The organism is Enhygromyxa salina (assembly GCF_002994615.1).
Taxonomy (GTDB): Bacteria; Myxococcota_A; Polyangia; order Nannocystales; family Nannocystaceae; genus Plesiocystis; species Plesiocystis salina_A.
This window is the reverse complement of sequence record NZ_PVNK01000127.1, coordinates 37,886-61,013: the sequence shown is the minus strand read 5'-3', so window position 1 is coordinate 61,013 and position 23,128 is coordinate 37,886. Positions and strand designations below refer to the sequence as shown.

Annotated in this window: 20 protein-coding genes; 10 read left to right on the top strand and 10 right to left on the bottom strand. The window is 70.5% G+C overall.

Annotation, left to right across the window (positions count from 1 at the left end; all coding sequences use genetic code 11):
• Nucleotides 1-2: 2 nt before the first annotated feature.
• A complete protein-coding gene (locus ENSA5_RS13250) occupies nt 3-848 on the bottom strand; it encodes a hypothetical protein (RefSeq protein WP_146155647.1) in 846 nt (281 codons plus the stop codon).
• A 128-nt stretch (nt 849-976) separates the two neighbouring features.
• Between ENSA5_RS13250 and ENSA5_RS13245 the strand changes: the two genes are divergently transcribed.
• A complete protein-coding gene (locus tag ENSA5_RS13245) occupies nt 977-2,887 on the top strand; it encodes a DUF3604 domain-containing protein (protein ID WP_106392011.1) in 1,911 nt (636 codons plus the stop codon).
• A 74-nt stretch (nt 2,888-2,961) separates the two neighbouring features.
• Here the strand turns inward: ENSA5_RS13245 and ENSA5_RS37615 are convergent, their stop codons facing one another.
• The gene (locus tag ENSA5_RS37615) at nt 2,962-3,123 is read right to left on the bottom strand and encodes a hypothetical protein (protein WP_181197718.1); all 162 of its coding nucleotides are present in this window, start codon (nt 3,121-3,123) and stop codon (nt 2,962-2,964) included.
• A gap of 495 nt (nt 3,124-3,618) precedes the next feature.
• Here ENSA5_RS37615 and ENSA5_RS13240 point away from each other — a divergent pair, with 495 nt between their 5' ends.
• Nucleotides 3,619-4,470 carry a Smr/MutS family protein gene (locus tag ENSA5_RS13240; RefSeq protein WP_106392010.1) on the top strand — a complete coding sequence of 284 codons (852 nt, stop codon included), beginning with the start codon at nt 3,619-3,621 and terminating at the stop codon, nt 4,468-4,470.
• A 296-nt stretch (nt 4,471-4,766) separates the two neighbouring features.
• On the opposite strand, the gene ENSA5_RS13235 is transcribed toward ENSA5_RS13240, so the two are convergent.
• Both ENSA5_RS13235 and ENSA5_RS13230 read right to left on the bottom strand, forming a co-directional pair.
• Nucleotides 4,767-5,582: an SDR family NAD(P)-dependent oxidoreductase gene (locus ENSA5_RS13235; RefSeq protein ID WP_106392037.1), complete on the bottom strand. Its 816-nt coding sequence runs from the start codon at nt 5,580-5,582 to the stop codon at nt 4,767-4,769.
• Nucleotides 5,583-5,591: 9 nt separating this feature from the next.
• Complete coding sequence (locus ENSA5_RS13230; protein ID WP_181197717.1) at nt 5,592-6,389, bottom strand: lysophospholipid acyltransferase family protein; 798 nt, start codon at nt 6,387-6,389, stop codon at nt 5,592-5,594.
• A gap of 64 nt (nt 6,390-6,453) precedes the next feature.
• On the opposite strand from ENSA5_RS13230, the gene ENSA5_RS13225 reads away from it, so the two are divergent.
• Nucleotides 6,454-8,160 carry a hypothetical protein gene (locus ENSA5_RS13225; protein WP_106392008.1) on the top strand — a complete coding sequence of 569 codons (1,707 nt, stop codon included), beginning with the start codon at nt 6,454-6,456 and terminating at the stop codon, nt 8,158-8,160.
• A gap of 10 nt (nt 8,161-8,170) precedes the next feature.
• Here the strand turns inward: ENSA5_RS13225 and ENSA5_RS13220 are convergent, their stop codons facing one another.
• From ENSA5_RS13220 to ENSA5_RS35930, 3 genes are all read right to left on the bottom strand, one after another.
• The gene (locus ENSA5_RS13220; RefSeq protein WP_106392007.1) at nt 8,171-9,277 is read right to left on the bottom strand and encodes a TFIIB-type zinc ribbon-containing protein; all 1,107 of its coding nucleotides are present in this window, start codon (nt 9,275-9,277) and stop codon (nt 8,171-8,173) included.
• A gap of 83 nt (nt 9,278-9,360) precedes the next feature.
• Nucleotides 9,361-10,083: a peroxiredoxin gene (locus tag ENSA5_RS13215; protein ID WP_106392006.1), complete on the bottom strand. Its 723-nt coding sequence runs from the start codon at nt 10,081-10,083 to the stop codon at nt 9,361-9,363.
• A 159-nt stretch (nt 10,084-10,242) separates the two neighbouring features.
• Nucleotides 10,243-10,839: a TlpA family protein disulfide reductase gene (locus ENSA5_RS35930; RefSeq protein WP_146155646.1), complete on the bottom strand. Its 597-nt coding sequence runs from the start codon at nt 10,837-10,839 to the stop codon at nt 10,243-10,245.
• An 86-nt stretch (nt 10,840-10,925) separates the two neighbouring features.
• On the opposite strand from ENSA5_RS35930, the gene ENSA5_RS13205 reads away from it, so the two are divergent.
• From ENSA5_RS13205 to ENSA5_RS37610, 4 genes are all read left to right on the top strand, one after another.
• Nucleotides 10,926-11,825, top strand: coding sequence for an alpha/beta fold hydrolase (locus ENSA5_RS13205; protein ID WP_106392004.1), 900 nt, complete (start codon nt 10,926-10,928; stop codon nt 11,823-11,825).
• The gene (locus tag ENSA5_RS13200) at nt 11,822-12,571 is read left to right on the top strand and encodes a ketopantoate reductase family protein (protein ID WP_106392003.1); all 750 of its coding nucleotides are present in this window, start codon (nt 11,822-11,824) and stop codon (nt 12,569-12,571) included. Before ENSA5_RS13205 ends, ENSA5_RS13200 begins: the two co-directional genes overlap by 4 nt.
• A 4-nt stretch (nt 12,572-12,575) precedes the next feature.
• Nucleotides 12,576-13,256 carry a lysoplasmalogenase gene (locus ENSA5_RS13195; RefSeq protein WP_106392002.1) on the top strand — a complete coding sequence of 227 codons (681 nt, stop codon included), beginning with the start codon at nt 12,576-12,578 and terminating at the stop codon, nt 13,254-13,256.
• A 219-nt stretch (nt 13,257-13,475) separates the two neighbouring features.
• Nucleotides 13,476-15,134 (top strand): hypothetical protein, encoded by a 1,659-nt coding sequence (locus ENSA5_RS37610; protein ID WP_181197716.1) that lies wholly within the window; start codon nt 13,476-13,478, stop codon nt 15,132-15,134.
• A 149-nt stretch (nt 15,135-15,283) separates the two neighbouring features.
• Here the strand turns inward: ENSA5_RS37610 and ENSA5_RS37605 are convergent, their stop codons facing one another.
• The 3 genes from ENSA5_RS37605 to ENSA5_RS13175 all read right to left on the bottom strand — a co-directional run bounded on the left by ENSA5_RS37605 (nt 15,284) and on the right by ENSA5_RS13175 (nt 19,182).
• Nucleotides 15,284-17,056, bottom strand: a complete 1,773-nt coding sequence (locus ENSA5_RS37605; protein ID WP_258182835.1) for an IgGFc-binding protein — start codon at nt 17,054-17,056, stop codon at nt 15,284-15,286.
• Between the two features lie 111 nt (nt 17,057-17,167).
• Complete coding sequence (locus tag ENSA5_RS13180) at nt 17,168-18,310, bottom strand: ABC transporter permease (protein WP_106392001.1); 1,143 nt, start codon at nt 18,308-18,310, stop codon at nt 17,168-17,170.
• Between the two features lie 8 nt (nt 18,311-18,318).
• Nucleotides 18,319-19,182 (bottom strand): ABC transporter ATP-binding protein, encoded by an 864-nt coding sequence (locus ENSA5_RS13175; protein WP_106392000.1) that lies wholly within the window; start codon nt 19,180-19,182, stop codon nt 18,319-18,321.
• A 94-nt stretch (nt 19,183-19,276) separates the two neighbouring features.
• Here ENSA5_RS13175 and ENSA5_RS13170 point away from each other — a divergent pair, with 94 nt between their 5' ends.
• From ENSA5_RS13170 to ENSA5_RS13160, 3 genes are read left to right on the top strand one after another with little or no spacing between them, the layout of a single operon-like run.
• Nucleotides 19,277-21,439: a M13 family metallopeptidase gene (locus ENSA5_RS13170; RefSeq protein WP_106391999.1), complete on the top strand. Its 2,163-nt coding sequence runs from the start codon at nt 19,277-19,279 to the stop codon at nt 21,437-21,439.
• A complete protein-coding gene (locus ENSA5_RS13165; RefSeq protein WP_106391998.1) occupies nt 21,439-22,593 on the top strand; it encodes an acyl-CoA dehydrogenase family protein in 1,155 nt (384 codons plus the stop codon). Before ENSA5_RS13170 ends, ENSA5_RS13165 begins: the two co-directional genes overlap by 1 nt.
• A gap of 8 nt (nt 22,594-22,601) precedes the next feature.
• A complete protein-coding gene (locus ENSA5_RS13160; protein WP_146155645.1) occupies nt 22,602-23,105 on the top strand; it encodes a hypothetical protein in 504 nt (167 codons plus the stop codon).
• The last annotated feature ends 23 nt before the right edge of the window (nt 23,106-23,128 follow it).

Below are 23,128 nucleotides of genomic sequence, written 5' to 3'. Positions count from 1 at the left end.
GGCTACTTGACCGTGGATTGACCGAGCTCGGGCTGCTCGTGGTCGGAGTGGGCGGCGGTCAGGGCCCAGTCGTCGGGCTCGCTCGGAGAGGAGGAGCCGCCGTCGCTGCCAGGATCGTCCGAGCGAGTGGTGAGCTCGGGCTGCTCGTGGTCGGAGTGGGCGGCGGTCAGGGCCCAGTCGTCGGGTGGCGTCTCGGTCTCGTTGTCGCGGGGACCGGGGCCGCCGCTCGTGGGCTCGAGGATCTCGTCTTCGCTGTAGGTCTCGACGAGCTCCCACTCGTCGGGCTCCTCGGTCGTCTCCTCCGGCTCGTCGTCGAGCTCGGGGAAGCGGATCAGGCACTGCCCGGTGTCGGGCAGGTGCTCGAGGCGAATCAGACCGAGCCGGTCGGTCGTGCGGGTGATCACCAGGCCCCAGGGCATCGTGATCTCGCAGCGGACGCCAGCGATCGGGTCACCGGTCTCGGTCTGGAGCGCGAATTCGATCCAGTGGTCGGCGTCGACGAGCGGCGGGAGGACCGGGGCCAGCGAACGCTCGCTGTAGGCCTCGAAGGCCTTGGTCAGACCGCTCACCATCGGCGCGCGCGGGCGGACGACGACCGCGATGTCGCCGCGGACGATCAGTCGGGCGACCCGCTGGGCCAGCTCGTGGTCGTCGAGCGAGGCTGGAGCGTCGCCGGCCTCGAACAGCAGCGAGCGCAGGCGTCGGCCCTGCGTCGGGTCGAGCTCGGCGAGCGCAGGACGCAAGAGCGCGAAGGCCGAGTCACGGTCGCGGAAGCGCTCGCGGGTCTCGCCCACTCCACTTGCCCGCAGCTCGAGATCCGCGAACGGGCTCCGCAGCCGCACCCTCATGATGGGCGAAGGATAGCACCCGGACCGAGGCCTGGGCGATCGATCAGTGTCCTGATTCGATCCATCGCGGGCCGAACTGCGGCCAGAGTCAGGGCATCGATCGCCTCGGCGTGGCAAGCTCACCCGCGATGGCATCCGTCGCCCGCTCCTCGCTGCGAATTTCGGCCCTCGGGCTCGTGCTCACGACCCTCGCGCTGTCCGGGTGCAAGCCCCCCAAGGAGCCGCCCTTCGTCGAGGTCCGCGAGCCCTGCAGCGACAACAACCCGCTGCGCAACGTCTACTTCGGCGACCTCCACGTCCACACCAGCTATTCATTCGACGCGTACATCAACCAGGTCAACGTCGATCCCTTCGGCGCCTACGACTTCGCCCGGGGCGAGGCCGTCGAGCTGCCTGACGCCGACGGCGGCACGCAGACGGTCCAGCTCCCGCGGCCGCTCGACTTCGCGGCCGTGACCGACCACGGCGAGTACCTCGGTGAGGTCGCGGCCTGCAAAGATCCAGACTCGCCAGCCTACACCAGCGATCTGTGCATCGGCCTGCGCGAGGGCGACCCCGCGGTGCTCGTGCAGCTGGGCTTGGGTCTGGCCGCGCAGAGCCCCGTGCGGCCCAAAGCCGTGTGCGAGGTCAGCGACTGCCCGAGCTACCTGGGCGACGCGTGGGCGCGGACCCAAGAAGCCGCCGAAGCGGCCTACGATCGCAGCGCCGCGTGCAGCTTCACCAGCTTCGTCGCCTACGAGTGGTCCGGGGCCAAGACCCTGTCCAACCTCCATCGCAACGTCATCTTTCGCAGCGAGAAGGTCCCGGCGATCCCGGCCTCGCACTTCGAGGAGCCCGACTTTTGGGGGCTGTGGCGGACGCTCAAGCGCGACTGCATCGAGGGGCTCAACGGCTGTGACGTGCTCGCGATCCCGCACAACACCAACTGGTCCAACGGCAACATGTTCGTGGTCGAGTACCCCGACGGCGACGAGGTCGAGCTCGCGGGCCTCCGCGCCGAGCTCGAGCCGCTGATCGAGGTGTTCCAGCACAAGGGCGACAGCGAGTGCAGCAACGGCCTCGCGAGCCCGCTCGGCGCGCCCGACGAGCTGTGCGAGTTCGAGAAGCTGCGGACCGACGACTTCGAAGACTGCGGTGACGGGACCGGGATGCAGGGCATGGTCAACGCTGGCTGCGTCTCACGCCTCGACTTCGTCCGCGGGATCCTCAACGAGGGCCTGCGCGAGCACGAGCGGATCGGCGTCAACCCTTACAAGCTCGGGCTGATGGCGAGCACGGATACCCACAACGGCACGCCCGGCGCGGTCGAGGAGTACGCCTTCCCCGGTCACTTCGGGGCCGCCGAGGGCTCGTCGCGGCAGCGCCTGACCGGGACCTTGCCGGGCGGACCGCAAAACTCGCCGGGCGGCTTGATCGCGGTCTGGGCCGAGGAGAACAGCCGCGAAGCGATCTTCGACGCGATGCGGCGGCGCGAGACCTTCGGGACCTCGGGTACACGCATGGCCGTGCGGATGTTCGGCGGGTGGGAGCTCCCGGACGACATCTGCTCGCGCGGGGATCTGGTCGAGCTCGGCTACGAGCGCGGGGTCCCGATGGGCGGCGATCTCCCCGCCCAGCCCGAGGGCGCGTCGGCGCCGGGCTTCGTCGTTCAGGCGCTCAAGGACCCGGGGACCGCCGAGGTGCCCGGGACCGATCTCGAGCGGATCCAGATCATCAAGGGCTGGGTCGACGGCGAGGGGCAGTCGCGCGTCGAGGTGTTCGAGATCGCTGGGGAGATCGGCGGCGGGACGGTCGACGTCACGACCTGCGAGACCCAAGGCAGCGGTCAGGCCCAGCTGTGTGGGTACTGGGTCGACCCCAACTACAACCCCGAAGAGCGGGCCTGGTACTACGCTCGGGTCGTCGAGGAGCCCGTGTGTCGCTGGTCGACCCGCGACTGCAACGCGCTCGAGGCCGCGGGCGAGGAGCTGCCCGCTTCGTGTGAGACCGCGGTCGACGTGATCCAAGAGCGCGCGTGGACCAGCCCGATCTGGAACTGAGCCGCTGAAACAACGAGGCCCACGCCAGTCCATCGAGGACGTGGGCGCGGGCGAGGCCAGGGGGGCCACCGGGCTCAGCTGTGGGTCCGGAGCTGCTCGACTTGCGAGCGGCGGGTGGGGACCTGGAGGAGGCGCGTGGGGTTGTTGCGATCGTCGTTCATCCGGCGGAGCTCGGCGGCGGCGGGGAGCACGGCGGCGGAGACACAGACGACGGCAGCGGCGATGGTGATGAACATGGAGCGTGGGTCTTTCTGACTCCCGGGCGGGGTGAGTTGGTGGGGTGGTGGGGTGGTGTCCCGCCTGGTGCGAGGGGCCCAACTCGGCCTCCTGCTGAATATTTCTGGGGCCACGATTTTTCTGGAGCGCGAGCTGCTAGCCCTAAATCAAGCGCTGAATTCAAAAAGCTGAATGATTTAGGGCTAGTACGAGCCGCAAGGCGAGCGTTTGGGGTGAGCGGAGGGGGCTTTGCCGCCGCAGCGAGGGGCCTTTTTGAAAGGCCCCTTGAAGATTAGAAGGCCTGAGTCGAGCGCGCAGCGCTTGATTCAGGGCTAGCAGCCCGTGGTGCAATGCCTCGTGTCGCCTCGCGCCGGAATTTTGGCCGAGGGCGCGAAGCCAAAACGCCGCTGTACCGGGCGTACTGCAAGTTTTTGCGACAAAGCCCTCGGCGAAGAGGCCAAGCGAGGCGGCGCGAGGCATTGCACCACGGGCTGCTAGCGCGCTAAGTGTCCCGAATGTCCGGGCGCGCGACCGAGGCCGAGGTCGAGCGCCTGCTCGCGCAGGTCGAAAAATTGGTCGCCGTGTGTCGGGGGGAGCTGGCGCTCGCCCACCGCGGTGATGTGAGCGGCGAAGGCGGGCGGGAGCTCGAGTGCGTCGAGCTCGGCCCCCGGGGCGGCGAGTGGATCGAGGTTGGGGTCTGCCCGACGCTGATCCGACTGCGCTTCGCGGGCTGGACCGAGGGCATCGCGCTCGGCGACGAGGAGGTCGACGCCGAACAGCTCGAGGACGCGCGCGAGCTGGCCCTCGACTTCGTGGCCGCGGCGGTCTTCGGCGAGCTGCGGGTGGTCGAGGCTCGGCTCCGCGGCGAGGTCTTGCGGCGCTGCCTCGAGGTCCGCGTGGCCGGGAGTTGGCGCCGCCACGCCAAGACGGGCTCGCTCGGGCTCGCGGGCGCCCGCGCGTGGCTGCGCCGCGACCTCGAGCGGCGCGTTCGCGGCAACGAAGGGCGCGTGCGCCGACCCAAGCCGCTGCGCGACGCCGGTCCGCGCGGGTTGTCGCGGGCGCCCTGGGCTGGGGCGTCGGGGGAGGCCGGCGCCGAGGCGGCTGCGATCGCGGTCGACGGGGAGCTCGACCTGCACAATTTCTCGCCCAAAGAGGTCGCGCCGCTGTGCCGCGAGTACATCGAGGTCTGCCACCAGCGGGGCATCCGCGACCTGCGGATCGTCCACGGCAAGGGCAAGGGCGTGCTGCGGCGAACCGTCCACAGCCTCCTCGACAAGCACCCGCTGGTCGAGGACTACCGCCTCGGCGGCCACGGCGAGGGCAGCTGGGGGGCGACGATCGTGCGCCTGCGCGGCCCCAACGAGTGAGCCCTCTTTGGGGGGGGCCACGCGGCTCGTCGAGACGCTCATATCCGCCGACCGAGCGAAGCCGCGACGAAGCAGCGACCCGCCGCGCGCGGCAAGGGGAGGGCACCTGCGGGGCCCGGGACCTAGCAGCCCGGGGTGCAATACCTCGCGCCGCCTCGCTTGGCCTTTTCGCCGAGGGCTTTGTCGCCAAAACTTACAGTACGCCCGGTACAGCGGCGTTTTGGCTTAGCGCCCTCGGCCAAAATTCCGGCGCGAGGCGACACGATGCATTGCTTGGCCTTTTCGCCGAGGGCTTTCTAAACCAGCTTGCTCTTGCGGATCGCCCAGCTGGCGAGGCGCCTCGGGATCGGCGGCGGGTAGAGGCGCTTGAGCAGATCGGTCACCCGCGCCTCGGGCGTGATGACCACGCGCTGACGCCGACGCTCGATCGCCGACACGATCCTGGCCGCGGCCTTCTCGGGCGGCATCGCGTGGCGATCGAACCAGTTGATGACGCGCTGGCGGGCCGCGTCCTCGGGCCCGCGACTGTTGCGGACGATGTTGGTCCGGATGCCGCCGGGGTGGACGCTGATCACGTCGATGTTTTGGTTGGCCAGCTCCATGGCCAGCGACTCCGAGAACCCGCGGACGGCGAACTTGGTCGCGCAGTAGGCCGACTGCGAGGGCACGCCGGTCAGGCCGAACATGCTCGACAGGTTGACGAAGGTGCCCCAGCCGGCGGCCTGGAGGTGGGGGAGGAAGAACTTGCAGCCGTAGATGACGCCCCACAGGTTGACGCCGACGATCCACTCGAAGTCGTCGAGGTCGTGGTCTTCGAGCGTGGCGTTGACGGTCACGCCCGCGTTGTTGATCACGATGTGGGCGCGGCCGTGGGCCTCGATGACCTCGTCGGCGAAGGCCTGCATGCGCTGCCTGTCGCCGACATCGACGATGTGGGTGCTGAGCTCGGCGCCCGCGCGGGTCAGCTCGCGCGCGGTCTCGGCCAGGCCGGCCTCGTCGAGGTCGGCGATCGCCAGCTCGCAGCCCTTGGCGGCCAGGGCCTTCGCGGTCGCGCGGCCGATCCCGCTCGCGGCTCCGGTGACGACGGCGACGCGCTTGTCGAGGCTACGCATGGCGATCAACTACGCCGGGCGCTGAGAGCGGTCAAGCGCAGCCCGGGCCTGGTCAACCAGGCGCTGGACCTCGGCGTGGACCTGGTCGCGGACCGCCGCCGCGCGCCCGCTGATCTGCAGGGGCGCGCCCACGGCCATGGCCACGGGCGTGCGCCGACGCCCGGCGAAGCTCGCGGCGTGGTCGAGGAAGCTGTCGGCGGTGAACTCGGAGCCCGGCGGATAGGCGAGGCCGACGGGCAGGTACTCGACGCCGAGCTTGCGGGAGGCCGCGAACGCGCCCGCGTTGAAGGGCCGGACCTCGTCGCCCGCGTGGGTCGTGCCTTCGGGGAACACACAGATCGTCCGGCCGCGCTGGAGCTGGGCTCGCATCGCGCGGATCGCCTGGGCGCCGCTGTGCTTGGACTCGCGGTCGACGAAGATCGTCTGGGCCTTCTGGGCCGCGAGCCCGAGCAGCGGCCAGGTCTCGAGATCCGCGCGGCTCAAGACCGAGCCGCCGAAGTAGGTCAGGAGCAGGGGGATGTCGACGGCGGTGCGGTGGTTGCTGACGACCAGGCGCGGGCCGCTCGGCGGCGGCGGGAGCTCGCCGACCACGGTCACGTCGACCGCGATCAGGCGCAGGATCCCCGCGGTCCAGGTCTTCATGTAGCGCTCGAAGATCTGCTCTTGCTCGTCGCTCGCTCCGAGCCCGCGGTCGATGAGCTTGTGCGACTCGACGGCCGCGAGCATGACCGCGGTCCAGCCGAGGAAGCTCGCGCCGCGGGCGGGGGCTCGCAGCTTGCGGGTCAGGTCGCGCGGATCTCCCGGCATCGTGGGGAGCGTAGAGCATCTGTCGCTGCGCAGCCACGCTGACTGGGCCGGGTATGCTTCGGCCATGCGCCTCGATCGAGCTCGCCTCCTCACGCTGCTGTCCGCGCTCGCGCTCGGCTCGGCATGCGGTGACCAAACCAATCAACGCGCGGGGAGTCAGCGCGGGAAGGCGGACGCCGAGCAGGCGGCGGCCAAGCCCGCCGCGCCCACGCCCGCGGCCGAAGCTGCGCCGCTGCCCGAGGTCGCGCCACCGACCGTCGACTCGGCGGCCGTGACCGCGCCCGCCGGAGTCGTGGCGACCGTGCAGCTGCCGAGCGGCAAGCAGCTCGCGGATCTCGGCGCGGCTCTCGACGGCGTCAAGCCCGGCTCGGCGGCCCAGCTCCGGGCGCAGCTGCCCTTCTTGCTCCGCCAGGTCGCGGGCCTGAGCCTCGACAAGGCCGCCGATCTCTCGGCCCCGATCTCGATCGTCGTGCTCGACCCCGCGGCCCACCCCGAGCCCTTCGCGCTGCTCGTCGCCGCGGCCGACCAGGACGAGCTCGGCGCGCGGGCGGTCAAGGCCGGTCGCGAGATCCGGGTCCGCGACGGCCTCGCGTTGATCGGTCCGCCCGCGGTCGTCAGCGCGGTCGAGGGCTTCGCGTTTGACCAGCTGCGCGCGCAGCCGGATCACACCGAGCTGATCCTCTACCTGGGCCCGCTGCTCGACGCCCTCTCGCCGCAGATCGATCAGGTCCTGACCGAGATGGGCGGCGCGATGCTGGGGACGCCGGGGGTCAACGCCCAGAGCGTGGAGCTGCTGCGCAAGTACGCAAACGCGATGCTCGCCGTCGGTCGCCAGACCCAGCGCGTGGTCGTGAGCGTCAGCCCCGGTCAAACGACCACGGATCTGTTCGTGCGCATGTACCCGATCGCGGGCAGCACCTTCGGGTCCTTTGTCTCCGCCCAGGTCCCGGCCGAGCACGCGCTGGTGGCCAAGCTCCCGAACTCGGCCAACTACGGCATGCTCTGCTCCGGGCAGATCCACGCAGGCGCCGCCATGGCCGGGCTCGAGGCGTTCCTGGTCGAGGGCACCGCGGCGACCTACAACCTCGGGCTGACGGCCGCGGACTGGACCGCGCTCTTCGATCCCTGGCTCGCGACCCTCGATGGCGAGTTTGCGATGACCATGCAGTTGAGCCTGACCCCGAGCCAGGGCTCCGGAGGTCTGAAGCTCAGCGCGCTGCTCGCGAGCTCGGACGCCGCGGCCATGCGCGAGGCCTGGCGGGCGATGATCGGCGCGATGACCAAGGCGGCGCCGGCCGACGGTTCGGGCACGAAGGCGATGGGCATGGGTGTGACGACGAGCTACGAGCAAGACGCGCTCAGCCACGACGGCGTCGGCGTCGACGTCTACGCGACGCGCTTCGATCTGAGCGACATGCCCGCCGAGCAGCGGGCCTCGATCGAGGCCATGGGCGCGGCCACGCAGGCGATGCACTTCGCGACCTTTGATGAGGCCGGCCGCGGGTTCGGGGCCATGGCCTCGGCCGCCGAGGACGCCGCGAACATGCGCGCGCTGATCGACGCGGCCCGCGGCGAGGGCGAGGCCCTCGAGCTGTCCGAGGATCTCGAGCGCGCGCTTGCGAGCTCGAAGGCCCAGACCGAGAGCCTGTTCTTCTACGCCGACGTCGCCGCGCTCGCGCCCGCCGAGCTGAAGATGCCGATGCGCGCGTTCGTGCTGGGCATGGGCAAGCACGGCGACGGCCTCGGCCTGCGCCTGTCGATGCGCAAGTAGAGCTGCGCTCCTACGCGAACATCTTGACCAGGACCACGATCAGGGCGATCAGCGCGATCCCGCCGAGCACCGCCATCACGATCTTGAGGGTGCTGTAGGGCCGCTCGCCGACGGCCTCACCGGTCCGGGCGTTGACCACGAAGCGGTAGACCTTGTCGTCGTAGCGGAAGCTCGACAGCCACAGCGGCAGCAAGAACAGCTTGAAGGTCACGTCGGAGTGCGAGGTCGAGTAGTTGTCGATCGACTGGGTGTCGCCGCCGATGTCCGAGCGGATCGTGCTCTCGATCGTCGGGACCATCTTTTGCTGGGCGGTCGCGAAGCCGTCTTCGAGGCCGATCGCGGCCCGCTCGGCCATGAACCCGCTGAGGTAGCGCGAGTCGAAGGGCGTGAGCGCGGCGAGGTCCCAGGGCTCGAGCTCGGCGATGAGCTTGTCGGGCAGCGACTTCGACGCGCAGACCAGGAGGTCGTCGAAGTAGCACTGGATGTGGCCGCTGACCCGGGTCCAGCGGGTCTTGCGAACCTGGCGGGTCTGGGTCTTGCCCTCGGAGTCCGTGTAGGTCTCGGTCACGTAGTAGTAGGTGCCCCGCTGGCCGCGGTAGGACGCGCGCGCGAGGGCGTCGTAGGTGAAGTAGGGCAGGTACACGCCGTCCATGCGGGCGCGCCTGGCCTTGGCCGCGAGGTCGCTGGGCGCGAACCACCGGCTCGTGACCCAGGTCTTGAATTTCTCGCCCGCGGCGCGCTGCTCGATCGCAAAGGGCAGCACGGCCTCGGGCACGATCGTCGCGCGATCTTCTTGGATCGGCACGACCACCGGGGAGTCGCAAAAGGGGCACGCCGCGGCCTGGGCGGTGATGACCGTGATCGCCCCGCAGCCGTTGCACTGGATCTCGTGGCCGTTGTCCGCGAGCGCGCTGACCGGCCGCTGCCGAAGCTCGCGCAGGGCGTCAGCGAACGAGCGCTCGACGACCGGCGCGGCGGCGGCGGCCGCGATCTGCTGGGTGTGGCCGCAGTAGGGGCACTCGAGCTTGGTGCTGCCGGGCGCGAACTCGAGCTTGGCGCCGCACTGCTGGCAGGGGAACTCCTCGTGGGTGCCGGTCTGGGCGTCGGGTCCCGTCATGCTGACCGGACTTTACACGCTCGCTGCGCCGGGTTCACGGGGGATGTGCGCGCGCGCGCACGCGCGCCGGGCGTTCGCGGGGCTCAGGCGGACTTCTTCTTGGCGTAGTACCAGTCCTCGACCTGGGCCTCGCGCTCCTTCATCCGGGCCTCGGCCTCGTCCATGGTCTGGGGCGGGGGCATGATCGCGGCCTCGCCGGGCTTCCAGTTGGCCGGGGCCGCGAGCCCGGTCTCGTCGGTCATCTGGAGGGCGTCGACGACCCGGAGGATCTCGTCGATGTTCCGGCCGACGCTGAGCGGGTAGTAGATCATCGCTCGCAGCGTGCGCTTGGGGTCGATGACGAACAGCGCCCGGATCGCGGAGGTGTCGGAGCTCGCGACGTGGAGCATGCCGTAGGCCTTCGCGACCTTCATGTCGAGATCGGCGATGATCGGGAAGGGGATCTTGGTCCCGAGCTTGTCCTCGATGTTGCGGGCCCAGGCGATGTGGGCATAGACGCTGTCGATCGAGTTGCCGATCAGCGCGACGTCGCGCTCCTGAAACTCCTTCCAGCGCTTGGCGAAGCCGACGAACTCCGTGGTGCAGACTGGGGTGAAGTCGGCGGGGTGAGAGAACAAGATCACCCACTTGTCCTTGTTCCAGCTCGACAGGCGAATGTCGCCGTGGGTGGTCTTGGCCTCGAAGTCCGGGGCCGGGCCGTTGATCTGGAGGAAGGTCGGCGGGACGCCCTTGGGCTCGGTCTTGCCGACGCTGCGCAGGCGGTTGAGGAAGTTCTCGATGGCGCGTTGGAGATCTGAAGTGTCCATGGTTTGCCTCGTGGTCGTGGTCGTGGTGTGTCGCCAGCCTATCGGCCGACGGACGTTCACGATTGGGCAAGATTTCCGCGGACGGGCCGGGCGCGACGCAGGGTGTGCGGGCCCGAGCGCGGTGACGGACGCGGCCGGTTCGACCCGGCTCGGCGACACTCAGTTCTGGTCCGCCGTGGCCGCGCGAACCAGGGCTTCGAGGCGCGGGCGCAGGTGCTCGACGGCCTCGGGGCCCTTGATCCCGCCTTCGGTCCGGCGAGGCCCCGCGCGGCCGTCGGGGCCCGGGGCCACGAACAGCGGGATCATCCGCGAGCTGTAGCCGGCGGCGGCGAGGCGGTCGCGGTCGCGGTCGAGATCGAACTCGAGCAGACGCAGGGTCGGGAACGCGGCGTCGAGCGTGCCGTCGTCGACGGCGGCGTGGAAGTGCTCGCAGGGCTCGCACCAGCTCGCGCCGACGTAGACCAGCAGCAGCCGCCCCTCGGCTGCGGCCCGCTCGCGCTCGCGTGTGACGATCTCGACCACGTCACCGCTCGCGGGCGCGGCCACGAATTCCGGCCCGGCCGAGTCCCTCGGCCCGGACCCGGGCTCGGGCGTGGGTTTGGACTTGGCGGCCTCGGCGTGTCCGGCGTCCGCTGCCGGGGTCGCAGGGCATCCGCTGACGAGGGCGAGGCCGAGGGCGGCCCGGGCCGCGGTCCTGGCCGTCTTCGGGCCGAGGGCGGGTCCGCGTCGGCGCGCGTGTGGGGCTCGTTCGCTCACGCTGCGAGGATAATACGGGCGCTCATCTTGCGCGCGGCGCTGCAGCCGTAGACCGGGCGGCGACGTCGCGGTACTCGTTGTTCGGCATGGATGATCTCGCGCACTTTCCACCGGGAACCCAGACCTACGTCGGTTGCCTGGTCTCGGGGCTGCGGGTGCGTTGGTACGAGCGCGGGCCCGAGCGCGAGGACGCGCCGACGGTCCTGTGCCTCCACGGCTTCCCCGAGCTCGCGGTCAGCTGGCACGAGCAGCTCGCGGCGCTCGGCGACGACTACCGCGTGGTCGCGCCGGACATGCGCGGCTACGGGGGCACCGACGCGCCGAGCCGCGTGCGCGACTACACCCTCGACATCCTCGCCCGCGACACCGTCGAGCTGATCGACGCGCTCGGCGTCGACAAGGTCCACCTCGTCGGCCACGACTGGGGGGGGGCCGTGGCCTGGGAGGTCGCGCAGCGCTACGGCGCGCGGCTTCACAGCCTCAGCGTGCTCAACTGTCCGCCGCTGCAGATCATGGTCAAGGAGCTGCGTCGGCTCGAGCAGGTGCGCCGGAGCTGGTACGTGTTCTTTTTTCAGCTCCCGTGGCTGCCCGAGCGACGCATGCGAGGGAACCCCGAGCTGATCACCGAGGTCATGCGCAACAACGCCTACAACCGCGAGCCGTTCACTCACGAGCGGCTCGAGCCCTACATCCGCCAGGTCCGCGAGCGCGGGCTGCCCGGCATCAACTACTACCGCGCGGCGCTCCGCCACCTGCTGCGCCGGCTGGTGCCGATCCACGTCCCGACCCGGTTGATCTGGGGCCTGCGCGACCACGCGCTCGGGCCGTGGTTTGCCGACCCGACCCACTATGAGTCGTGGGTCGATCCCTTCGATCGTGTGCTGCTCGAGGACGCCGGCCACTTCCCGGCCCAGGAGGCCGCCAAAGAGGTCAACGCGGCCCTGCGCGAGCACTTCGAGCGGGCGACCGGGGAGGGGCTCTCGTGATCGCGGTCATCGGCGCCGGGCGGATCGGGACGGCCCTCCACCAGCGCGATCCCGCCGTGTTTGGCTTGGTCGACCGCCACAGCGGCGACGAGCTGCTCGAGCGTGACCCTGGCGAGGCGATCTTGGTCGCGGTCCGCAACGATGATCTGCCCGCGGTGCTCGAGCGCGTGCCCGCGCGGCGCCGGGCCGATCTCGTGTTCATCCAAAACGGCATGCTGCGCCCATGGCTGCGCGAGCAGGGCCTCGCCGACGCGACCCGCGGGCTGTTGTTCATGGCCGTGCCCGCGCGCGGAGCCCCGATCGAGCCCGGCGGCGAGAGCCCCTTCGTCGGCGCCCACGCGCCGACCCTCGTCGAGGCCTTTCGCGCCGTGGGCCTGCCGGCCGCGCTCGTCGACGCGCAGGCCTTCGCGGAGGTCGAGCTCGAGAAGCTGATCTGGAACTGCGCCTTCGGGCTCCTGTGCGAGGCGCTCGGATGCGATGTCGGGACCGTGGTCGAGGACCACGGCGAGCGCCTCGGCGAGCTCGTCGCCGAGCTGCTCGCGGTCGGCGGGCCCGCGCTCGGTGTCGAGCTCGATCTCGCCGCGCTCGTCGATCGGCTCAGCGCCTACTCGCGCTCGATCGCGGGCTACCGCGGGGCCGTCAAAGAGTGGCGCTGGCGCAACGGGTGGTTCGTCGAGACCGCGCGCGAGCGCGGCGTCGCGACCCCGGTCCACGATCGGCTGCTGGCCGCGCTCGGTCGAAGCTGACAAGATGGCGGCGATGTTCTCGCCGGTCCCGCTCGAGATCCCCGCGGCCGCAGAGCTGTGGGTCGCCCTGACCCTCGCGGCCCTCGGCCTCCACCTGTTCGTGCAGCACCGCGAGTGGACGATCGCGACCGCGGTCACCAAGCTCGCCGCCTCGACGGGCTTTTTGTTGACGGCCATCAACGCGGGCGCGCTCGAGCTCGGGTGGGGTCGGTGGTTGTTCGTCGGTCTGGTCTTGTCGTGGCTCGGCGACGCGTTCTTGCTCGGTCGGGCCAAGCCGATCTTCCTCGCCGGGCTCGGCGCCTTCTTGCTCGGCCACGTCGGCTACTGCGTCGCCTTCGCGGTCCATGGCTTCGACGCCACCGCCGCGCTGACCGCCGCGCCGCTGTTGGCGCTGGCCGGGTTGCTCGTCGATCGCTGGCTTCGCGATCGCGTCGATGACGACATGCGCCTGCCGGTCCGCGCCTACATCGTCGTCATCTCGATCATGCTGACGCTGGCAATCGGAGCGTGGCGCGCTGGGGCCTCGCACCTACTTTTGCTCGGCGCGGTGTCGTTCTACCTGTCGGATCTCTCGGTCGCGCGCGAGCGCTTCGTGCAGCCAGAGTTTCTAAATCGTCTCTGGGGTCTGCCGGCCTACTACCTCGGTCAGCTGTGTCTGGCGCTTTCGGTGCTCGGCCTGCGCTAACGGGTTCTTCGTTCAGCCTGCACGTAAGCAGCCTGGACGTAAGGCGGGTGTCTGCGCGGTCCAACCTGCGGGTTGGCTCACGGATCTGCGCGTGCGTTCGGGGTCGTGAGCTCGACGCCCGCGCTTTCTCGCCCGGCTCGTCTTGCCCGTCGGCGGGAAAACCTTCACCCTTGGCAGTGTGTAGAGCGGACCCGGTCACCCGGGCTCGCCAGCGTCCGGATGCGATCGTCTCAAGTTCAGCTGTGGTCCCTCGACAAGCTCGACGCCCCGCGCGTGTGGGCCGGGCGACCGTCGATCTACGAGCACGTCGAGCGTGAGCTCGGCGCCTCCCCCGGCGAGGTTCACCTCGACCTCGCCCTGCCCGACGACGAACAGCGCGCGCGCGGTGGTCTGCGCTGGGCCGCTGGCGCCCTCGACGGCGTGATCGGTCGGCACACCCAGGTCGAGGACGAGCGCCTCCGGGCCAAGCAGATCGTCAAGGCCGTGCGCGATCTCTTGGGCTCGGCCACGCCCGCCTACCTCGAGCACCTCACCCGGCTGCTGACCCGGGCGCCGGTCCTCGGCGTGCTCGACGACGTCCTCGCCGAGCTCGTCGGCAACGGCAACCTCGACCCCGATCGCTTCCACGAGCTCGCGCTCTTCCTGGTCCGGGCCGCCCCCGATCGCGAGGTCGTGAAGCTCGGCATCAGCATGCTCGGCGTGCTCGTCGGCTGCGACGAGCGCGAGACCCTCCTGACCATCGGGCGCCACGAAGAGTTCACGCTGTTCTCGACCGTGGCCCTGGCCAGCACCCTCGAGCACGCCGACCGCGAGCTGTGGGAGCTGGCCAAGGGCGCGCGGGGCTGGGGCCGGATCCACGCGGTCGAGCGCCTCGCCGACACCAAGGACCCGGAGATCCTCGCGTGGCTGGTCCGCGACGGGTTTCGCAACGACGTGATGGACGAGTACCTCGCCCACACCTGCGCGATGGTCGGTGACCTCGCGGGCGCGCTCGAGGCCGACATCGTCGACGACCCGCTGCTCGACGGCGCGGCCGGGATCTTCTCGGCCCTGCTCAACGGTGGCCCGGCCGAGGACATCGAAGACTACGAACACGCCCCGCGCGCGGCCGCGGCCTACCTGCGCCACCTCGCGCGCCGGCCCGAGCACCGCCCGCTCGACCTCGCCCACCTGCTCGTGGCCGAGCAGCTGCGCGAGTTCATCGGCCCCGTCGGCGAGGAGCTCGAGGACGACGAGACCCTCCGCGAGCTCGGCTGGACCCTCGACATCCGCCGCGCCGTGCTCGACATGTGCGCGCGCGTGGCCGCTCGCCCCGAGTGGGAGGCGCTGGTCCACGCCGGCCTCGAGGCCGAGTCGCTCGAGCGCTTTCACCAGGCCGACGCGGCCGCGCAGCTGCTCGACATCGACGCCTGGGATCACCACCTGCGCCGCGTCGAGGCCAACCCGCGCAGCTCGCCGTCGTGGTTTCGGCTGCTCCAGGCCGAAGAGCCCGACCGCTTCGCGCAGGCCCTCGAGCTCGCCAGGCGCCTGCTACCGATCACCGAGATCGCCACGGGCCCCGCGCACGAGAGCGGGCTCCAGCCCCAGTACGACGTCCACGACACCCTGCTCGTGGTCGTGCAGAGCTTGGTCGACGATCCAGGCCGGGGCCTCGACCTGGTCGAGGCGGCCCTGCAGTCACCCGTGACGCGCGTGCGCCGAGGCGCCCTGCTGGTCGTGGCCTCGTGGTGCGACGAGGGCCTGATCGGCGACGGGGCCCCGGTGAACGGCTGGACCCACGCGAAGGCCCAGGCGCTGCTCGAGCGCGCGGTCGAGCGCGAGGTCGACGAGGAGCTCGAGGCCGACATGGCCAAGGTCCTCGAGGGCCTGAGCTTCTAGCAGCCCGGGCTGCTAGAGTTTCGGCCCACAAAAAAACGAGCCCCCTTCAGGGGGCCCGAGCGAGGGGCGACCGGCCGGCCGCCTGCGGCCGTTGCTGACGGCCGCAGGGGGGGCCAGATCACTGCGGCCAGATCACTGCGGCAAGATGATCACTGCGGGTTGATGACTTCGAGCTTCAGGCCGCCGGGGTAGGCGTAGGAGGTCACGCCCGTGTAGCCGACCTGGACGACGCCGAAGGGCTGCTCGCTGGCTGCGAAGTGAGCGCCCGGGCCGACGGTGACGTCGGCGACTTCGAACGCGCCGACCTGGTAGTAGCCGCCGACCGGGTTGCCGTCGATCGTGACCTCGGCGCCGCCGGCCGGGCGCGTGATCTGGGCGTAGTGGACGTCGTAGTTCTCGCCGGTCACGAAGGCGTAGCGGTTCAAGAACTGCTCGGTCGGGACCATCTGGTACATGGCCGGGTCGCCGGTGCCCGCGTTGGGGTTCTCGCTCTCGAGGTACTGGACCGGCAAGAAGGGGCCGTCGCCCGTGATCACGAAGGTCTCACTGGTTGCGAACTGGTAGTACTCACCCTTGTCGAGGTTGAGCGGGAAGCCGGGCTGCTGGGGCGCGGTGTTGATCGTGAGGCCGTCGTCGCCGCCGTAGACGCGCCAGTGGTACTGCTCGTTGCCGCGGGTCGGGGCGTGGGCGCCGACGTACTCCTCGCCCCAGTACTCGAGCGGGAAGGCGGCCTCTTCCATGTGGTCGCAGTAGGTGTAGGGGCTCTGCGGCACGTTGGCGCACTCGGTCGCGCCGATCAGGTGGACCGGGTTGTCGGACGAGATGATCGTGCCGGACAGGTCGCCGCCGTTTTGCTGGGCGACGACCATGTTGAGGACCTCGTAGCGATCGAGCATGACCTGGGTCGACTGACCGTTGGCGAGGGCCGGGATGCCGCCGCCGCCCGCGGTCGCGCCGCCGACGGTGATGTCGACGGTGGTCCCGTCAGTGGTCCCGATCGCGAGGAAGTAGCTCGGGTACGCGCCGACGGTCGCGGGGTACGAGGACACGATGTAGTTGCCGGTCAGCGCGTACTCGGGCAGCAGCATCGAGGCGTCGTTGGTCGCGGTCGAGCCGATCGGGGAGTGCTGGTAGGCGACGATCGGGAGGTCGGTCTCGAGCCGGTAGACGCCGCCTTGGCGGGTCGTCGTGATGCTGTCGATCTCGGTCTGGGACAGCGAGAAGGTGTGGGTGCCCTGGGGCTGGATCACGACCGGCTCGCCCATGGCCTCCTCGGCGTTGCCGTTGACCGGGACGAAGTAGAGCTGGGCGGAGACCGGCAGATCGTCGGAGATGTTGCCGGCGATCAGCGAGTCGTTCTGAGCCGGGTTATTGTTGTTGTTGTAAAAATTGTCGTGCTTGGTCGCGAAGAACGAGCACCCGACCGAGCTGGGGTTGGACTGGACGAGGATGCACTGCGGGACGCAGTCGCCGTTGAGGCAGCCCTCGGTCGGATCGCAGGGGAGCGGGTCGCTCCAGGCCTCGCCCTGGTCGTCGCAGACTTGGTAGCTATCGGGGTCGGCGCAGACCTGGTTACCGGGGGTGCAAAACTGGGCCTCGGTGTCGCCGTCGCCATCACCATCGCCAGTGTCGCCATCACCATCGCCGGTGTCGCCGTCACCGTCACCGGTGTCGCCGTCGCCATCACCGGTGTCACCGTCACCGGTAGTGTCGTCGCCGTCCCCCGTGTCGGTGTCGGTGTCGCCGTCGCCAGGATCGCCGTCGCCGTCGCCCTGGTCGGCGGTCCCGGTCTCGTTGGTGTCGCCGTCGCCAGGATCGCCGTCGCCGTCGCCTTGGTCAGTGGTCCCGGTCTCGGACGCGCTGTCGCCTGCATCGTCGGCCCCGTCGTCAGCGCACCCGAGGGTGAGAGCAGGGAGGGTCAAGAAAGCTGTGAGGTAGGTGGTAGGCCGCATGGCGGCCAGTGAACCAGAAAAAGGTCCTATGGCACAACCACCACGGGATATCCCGATCGTGGGTTGGGGCCCGACCGTTTGTCATAGCTCGCGCACGGCTCGGGCGCCGAGCGCCAGGCACACACCGCCGAGCACGAGCAAAGCCGCGCACGGCGGCGCGAGCTCTGCGACGGAGAACCCGCGCCACACGGCGCCTTCGATGGCGGTGAGCGCCCACGCGACCGGGCTTGCGCTGGCCGCGAGCTGCAGCCAGCTCGGCATCAAAAACAGCGGCAGCATCCCGCCGCCGAGCATCGCCATCGCCATGAGGATCGCCCAGCTCAGGCCCGCCGCCGACTGCGTCCGGCGACCGAGCACGGCGAGCAGGGTCATCACGCCGACGAAGCCGAGGGCCGTGCACGCGAGGGCGAGAACGAGCAGGCCGACGCTCTGGGGCCGGACGCCGAAGCCGAGCAGCGCGACGAGCACCAAGGTTATCTCCATGATCACGATCGCAACCAGACACGCGCCAGCCTTGCCCGCGAGGATCGAGAGGCGAGACACGGGCGCGACCGCGAGGCGAGCGAGGGTTCCGCGCTTGCGCTCCTCGACCAGGCTCACGGCGAAGGTCGCCGCGCAGGCGATCACCGCCCAGATGATGCCCTGGGGAAAGGTCACCGCGTAGGGCGAGGGCGGGCGCGCGTTTGCGCTCGCCGAGCCGGGCTCGACGCTGTGGTAGTCGAGCTCCAGGGGCCGCGCGGGCGCCGGGGCAGGGGACGCGCCCGGGAGCGTCCGCGCGCGCGCGCGCCAGGCCGCGAGTTCGGTCGCGCCCGCGAGGACCTCGGCCTCGGCCCGGCGGCGGGGATCGACCCCGAGCTCGACTGTCCGGAGCTCGCCGCGCGCGCGCGGGCCCCCGAACCCGGCCGCGAGGCGCAGGTAGGCTGGGGATGCGCCGGTTCGGACCGCCTCGCGGGCGGGCTCGAGCTTCGCGGGCTCGAGCGTCACGCGGGGATCGGCGTCGAGCTCGGTCAGCAGCGCCTCGCTCGCTGCGCTGCGGTCTTCGTCGACCGCGAGCACCGTCATCGCGCCGCCCCCTTCGTCGTCGAGCTGCGCGCCGAACCCGGGCCCGAGCGCACCAAAGAAGGTCGCGAGCACGAGCGGCCACGCGAAGGTCAGGAACACCGCGCCGCGATCGCGCAGCAGCAGGCGCAGATCCTTGACCATGAGTGACCAGATCGCGTGCATCGACGACGCTACTCCCGCAGGCTCCGCCCGGTCAGCTCGAGGAAGACCTGCTCGAGGGTTGGCCGCTCGACGCGAAAGCCGAGCGGCGCGCGACCCTCGGCGAGCTCGTTGAGGGTTGCGAGGGGCGTGTCGGTCTCGACGGTCTCGCGCCCGTCTTCGAACTCGACGACCAGCTTCGGCTTGCCCGCGTGGGCGGCGAGCAGCGCGTCCGTTCGGCCGACGCTGAGCAGCTGGCCGCGGTCGATGATCGCAACCCGATCACAGATGCGCTGGGCCTCCTCCATGTAGTGGGTGGTGTAGAGCACGGCCTTGCCCTGCCCGCGCAGGTCCAGGATGTTGTCGAGGAGGCGCTCGCGCGACTGCGGGTCGACCCCGACGGTCGGCTCGTCGAGGAGCAGCAGCGCGGGGTCGTGGACGAGCGCGGCGGCGAGGTTGAGGCGCCTCGCCATGCCGCCGGAGTAGGTCTTGACCCGATGATCGCGGCGCTCGCTGAGCCCGACGAAGTCGAGGGCCCAGTCGACGCGCGCGCGGACCTCTTCGGCGCGGCAGCCCTGCAGCCCGGCGAAGAAGCGCAGGTTCTCGGCCCCGGTCAGCTCGGCGTAGAGCGCCAGCGACTGCGGGGCGAGGCCGATGTGGCGACGGACCGCGGGGTCGCGCGGTGAGCCGCTCACGCCACCCGCGACCGCGAGCCGAAGCTCGCCGCCCTCGGCATCGGGCGCGATCAGACCGGCGACGAGCGACACGAGCGTGCTCTTGCCCGCGCCGTTGGGCCCGAGCAAGCCGAGGATCTCGCCCGCGTCCACGCGCAGCGACACACCGTCGAGCGCGAGGGTGCGGCCATGAGACTTGCGCAGGTCGACGAGCTCGAGCACAGGCGGCGTGGAGTATAGGGCACACGGATCCTCACGTCGCTCGGCCCGCGCGCGCCCGCGGGCCGAGGCTCGCGGTCTGGCATGGTTGGCGCGCATGTCTCGAATCAAGTCCTGGGTGTCCTTGGGCCTGGTCGCGCTCACCTGTGGCGCCGCCCCTGCTTGTGATCGCGGCGGTGAGGTCGTCAACCCCGACCCCAAACCGGTCGGAGACCAGCCCGACCCGGCCGCGCCCGCCGAGGTGCCCAGCACCGGCGTCGACGGGCTCGTGGCCTCGATCGACGCCAGCGTCGATCCCTGCGTCGACTTCTATCAGTACGCCTGCGGCGGCTGGCTCGCGGCCCACGAGCGCCCGGCCGACAAGCCCCGCTACGGGCGCAGCTTCGACACGGTCTCCGAGAACAACGAGGCCGTGCTCCGCGAGCTCCTCGAGGCCGCAGGCGCCGCGGCCAAGGCCGGCGGCGCCGACCCGCAGACCCAGCAGCTCGGCAACTACTACAACGCCTGCATGGACATGCCTGCGCGCGACGCCGCGGGCCACTCGGGTATCGCCGAAACCCTCGCGCTGATCGACTCGATCGCCGACAAAAACCAGCTGATGAAGGTCGTCGGTCAGCTCCACGCCACGGTCTGGGGCCGGATCGGCTGGCTCGGGATGCCCGCGGCGCCGCCCCTGTTCATCGTCAGCGTCGGCGCCGACTACATGGGCGGGCCCGACAAGAACATGGCGATCATCTCCCAGGCTGGCCTCGGTCTGCCTGCCCGCGCCATGTACCTGCCGGCCGAGGGCCCCGAGGGCGACGGCGGCCGCGAGCTGCTCGCCGCCTACGAGGCCCACATCGCCAAGATGTTCACGCTCGTCGGAGCCAGCGCCGAGCAGGCCAAGGCCGACGCCGCGACCGTGCTCGCGATCGAGACCACCTTGGCCGCGGCGTCCATGACCCCCGTCGAGCTCCGCGACGATCAGGCGAACTATCACAAGGAGGGCTACAAGGGCCTGCGCAAGCGGGCCAAGGGCCTCGACTGGGCGGCCTACTTTGACGGCGCCGGGCTCCCCCAGACCCAGGAGCTCAACATTCATACGCCCGACTACCTCGGCGCCGTCGCCAAGCTCGTCAACGAGCGCGAGCTCGCCGAGCTCCAGGCCTACCTGCGCTGGATGGTGATCCACGCGACCGCCGAGGACCTCGACACCAAGCTCGGCGAGGCCAACTTCGAGCTCGCGCAGATCGTGACCGGCGTCGGCGAGCGCCCGGCGCTGTGGAAGCGCTGCACCCAGTCGCTGATGTGGGCGCTGCCGGATCTGCTCGGTCCGGCCTACGTCGAGCGGGCCTTCACGGGCGACAGCAAGGCGATCGCCAACGACATGATCGAGCGGATCAACGCCGCGATGGAGTCGAGCTTCCCCACGCTCGAGTGGATGGACGACACGACCCGCGACCGGGCCAAGGGCAAGATCACCGCGATGGAGCGCAAGATCGGCTACCCCGATCGCTGGCAAGACTACAGCGAGGTCGAGATCACGGGCGCGGCCCACTTCGCCAACGTCAGCGCCGAGAAGCGGGCCCACGCCGCCCGCGAGGTCGCCAAGATCGGCGCCGCGGTCGACAAGGCCGAGTGGTTCATGCCGACCCCGCTCGTCAACGCCTACTACAACCCGACCAACAACGAGATCGTGTTCCCGGCCGGGATCCTTCAGCCGCCCTTCTTCGATGCCAGCCAGCCGATGGTCATGAACTTCGGCGGGATCGGGGCCGTCGCCGGCCACGAGCTGACCCACGGCTTCGACGACGAGGGCCGCAAGTACGACGCGACCGGGCGCCTGACCCCGTGGTGGTCGCCGGAGGTGTCCGAGGCCTTCGAGGAGCGGGTCGCCTGCGTCGTCGGGCAGTACGACGGCTACGAGGCCCTCCCGGGCAAGTACGTCAACGGCGAGCTGACCGCGGGCGAGAACATCGCCGACATCGGCGGGGTCAAGGAGGCCTTCTTGGCCTACCAGACCTGGGCCCAGGAGCAGGGCGGGGATCCGGCCGTCGTCGAGGGCATGACCAACGAGCAGGTCTTCTTCGTCGCCTGGGCCCAAAACTGGTGTCAGCACGTCGCCGAGCCCGAGCTCGCGCGTCGCCTCGAGGTTGACCCGCACTCGCCCGGCGCGTTTCGGGCCGCGGGCCCGCTCGTCGATCTGCCCGCCTTCGCCGAGGCCTTCTCGTGCGAGGAGGGCACGCCGATGAACCCTCCGGACCGCTGCGAGATCTGGTGATGGCCTTCGCGCGCAAGCACCCCGGGTGGACCGACGAGCACGAGCAGCTGCGCCGGACCGTGCGCGGCTTCGTCGAGCGCGAGCTCGAGCCCAACATCAACGCGTGGGAGGAGGCCGGCGAGTTCCCCCGCGCGCTCTACACCAAGGCCGCCGAGCTCGGCCTGCTCGGGCTCGGCTTCCCCGAGGCCTACGGCGGGACCCCGGTCGACGCCTTCGCCCAGCTGCTGATCACCGAGGAGCTCGCCCGGGCCGGGTCCGGCGGCGTGCTCGCTAGCTTGATGAGCCACGGGATCGGGCTCCCGCCGATCATCGCGCTCGGGTCCGACGCGCTCAAGCAGCGGATCGCGCCCGCGGTCATCGCGGGTGAGCAGATCAGCGCGCTGGCGATCACCGAGCCCTCGGGCGGATCCGACGTCGCCAGGCTCCGGACCACCGCTCGCCGCGAGGGCGATCACTACATCGTCGACGGCAGCAAGACCTTCATCACCTCGGGCATGCGCGCCGACTGGATCACCACCGCCGTGCGCACGGGCGGCCCCGGGATGCAGGGCATCTCGCTGCTTGCGATCCCCGGCGACGCCCCCGGCCTGACCCGGACCAAGCTCGACAAGATGGGCTGGTGGTCCTCGGACACCGCGACCCTCTACTTCGACGGCTGCGAGGTCCCGGCTGCCAACCTGATCGGGCCCGAGCACGGCGGGTTCATGGGCATCATGGTCAACTTCAACGGCGAGCGGATGATGCTCGCGGCCCTCGCCCTCGGCCTCGCCCGGGTCTGCTACGACGAAGCCCTGGCCTGGGCCCGCGAGCGCGAGACCTTCGGCAAGCCCCTCGTCCGCCACCAGGTCATCCGTCACAAGCTCGTCGACATGGCGACCTCGATCCGCGCGGTCGAGTGTGTGCTCGACGATCTCGCCTGGCGCATCGATCGCGGCGAGGTCCCGATCCCCGAGGTCTGCATGGCCAAGAACCTCGCGACTGCTTGCGTCGAGCTGTGCGCGAAAGAAGCCGTCCAGATCCTCGGCGGCGCGGGCTTCATACGCGGCGTCAAGTCCGAGCGGATCTATCGTGAGACCAAGGTCCTGAGCATCGGCGGCGGCGCCGAAGAGATCATGAAAGAGCTCGCCGCCCGTCAGCTCGGCTACCTGAATTGAGCGCGATCATGTCTATGTTTAGCCCCCGCAATGCCCTGTTCTTGACCCTGTGCTCGACCCCGTGCCTGGCCGTGACTGCGTGCACCGACGACGCCCAGCCCGCCGACGGCGGCAGCGAGGACGCCGGCCAGGACCCGCACGCGACCTTCACGGTCGACTTCGACGCGACGACGATCTGCGGGGCCGCGATCGACCGGGTCGAGTTCGCGACCCGGCGCCGTGACTGCTTCGACCCCGAGCTGCCCTGCACGATGCCCGCGAATCCGCCGTGGATCACCGGGACCTCCGTCGACTGCTCGGACATCGCGGGGTCGATGAACTGGGAGGTCGAGGTGACCCAAACCGGCAAGTACGAGACCCAGCTGCGCGCCTTCGCTGGCGACACCCAAGAGGGCATCCACTGCTTCGCCGCCGGGGGCGAGCCGCGGACCAAGGTCGCCAACGTGGATCTCGAGATGTTCGCAACCTTCGCGGTGACCGAGGTCGACGACAGCGAGTGCGACAACCCCTGAATCCGGGGGCTCACAATGGAGCT

Excerpts from the sequence above, each read along its gene's own strand:
- ENSA5_RS13250 (WP_146155647.1), bottom strand. The coding sequence starts at position 848 with ATGAGGGTGCGGCTGCGGAGCCCGTTCGCGGATCTCGAGCTGCGGGCA.
- ENSA5_RS13245 (WP_106392011.1), top strand. The coding sequence starts at position 977 with ATGGCATCCGTCGCCCGCTCCTCGCTGCGAATTTCGGCCCTCGGGCTC.
- ENSA5_RS37615 (WP_181197718.1), bottom strand. The coding sequence starts at position 3,123 with ATGTTCATCACCATCGCCGCTGCCGTCGTCTGTGTCTCCGCCGCCGTG.
- ENSA5_RS13240 (WP_106392010.1), top strand. The coding sequence starts at position 3,619 with ATGTCCGGGCGCGCGACCGAGGCCGAGGTCGAGCGCCTGCTCGCGCAG.
- ENSA5_RS13235 (WP_106392037.1), bottom strand. The coding sequence starts at position 5,582 with ATGCGTAGCCTCGACAAGCGCGTCGCCGTCGTCACCGGAGCCGCGAGC.
- ENSA5_RS13230 (WP_181197717.1), bottom strand. The coding sequence starts at position 6,389 with ATGCCGGGAGATCCGCGCGACCTGACCCGCAAGCTGCGAGCCCCCGCC.
- ENSA5_RS13225 (WP_106392008.1), top strand. The coding sequence starts at position 6,454 with ATGCGCCTCGATCGAGCTCGCCTCCTCACGCTGCTGTCCGCGCTCGCG.
- ENSA5_RS13220 (WP_106392007.1), bottom strand. The coding sequence starts at position 9,277 with ATGACGGGACCCGACGCCCAGACCGGCACCCACGAGGAGTTCCCCTGC.
- ENSA5_RS13215 (WP_106392006.1), bottom strand. The coding sequence starts at position 10,083 with ATGGACACTTCAGATCTCCAACGCGCCATCGAGAACTTCCTCAACCGC.
- ENSA5_RS13205 (WP_106392004.1), top strand. The coding sequence starts at position 10,926 with ATGGATGATCTCGCGCACTTTCCACCGGGAACCCAGACCTACGTCGGT.
- ENSA5_RS13195 (WP_106392002.1), top strand. The coding sequence starts at position 12,576 with ATGGCGGCGATGTTCTCGCCGGTCCCGCTCGAGATCCCCGCGGCCGCA.
- ENSA5_RS37610 (WP_181197716.1), top strand. The coding sequence starts at position 13,476 with ATGCGATCGTCTCAAGTTCAGCTGTGGTCCCTCGACAAGCTCGACGCC.
- ENSA5_RS13180 (WP_106392001.1), bottom strand. The coding sequence starts at position 18,310 with ATGCACGCGATCTGGTCACTCATGGTCAAGGATCTGCGCCTGCTGCTG.
- ENSA5_RS13170 (WP_106391999.1), top strand. The coding sequence starts at position 19,277 with ATGTCTCGAATCAAGTCCTGGGTGTCCTTGGGCCTGGTCGCGCTCACC.
- ENSA5_RS13165 (WP_106391998.1), top strand. The coding sequence starts at position 21,439 with ATGGCCTTCGCGCGCAAGCACCCCGGGTGGACCGACGAGCACGAGCAG.
- ENSA5_RS13160 (WP_146155645.1), top strand. The coding sequence starts at position 22,602 with ATGTCTATGTTTAGCCCCCGCAATGCCCTGTTCTTGACCCTGTGCTCG.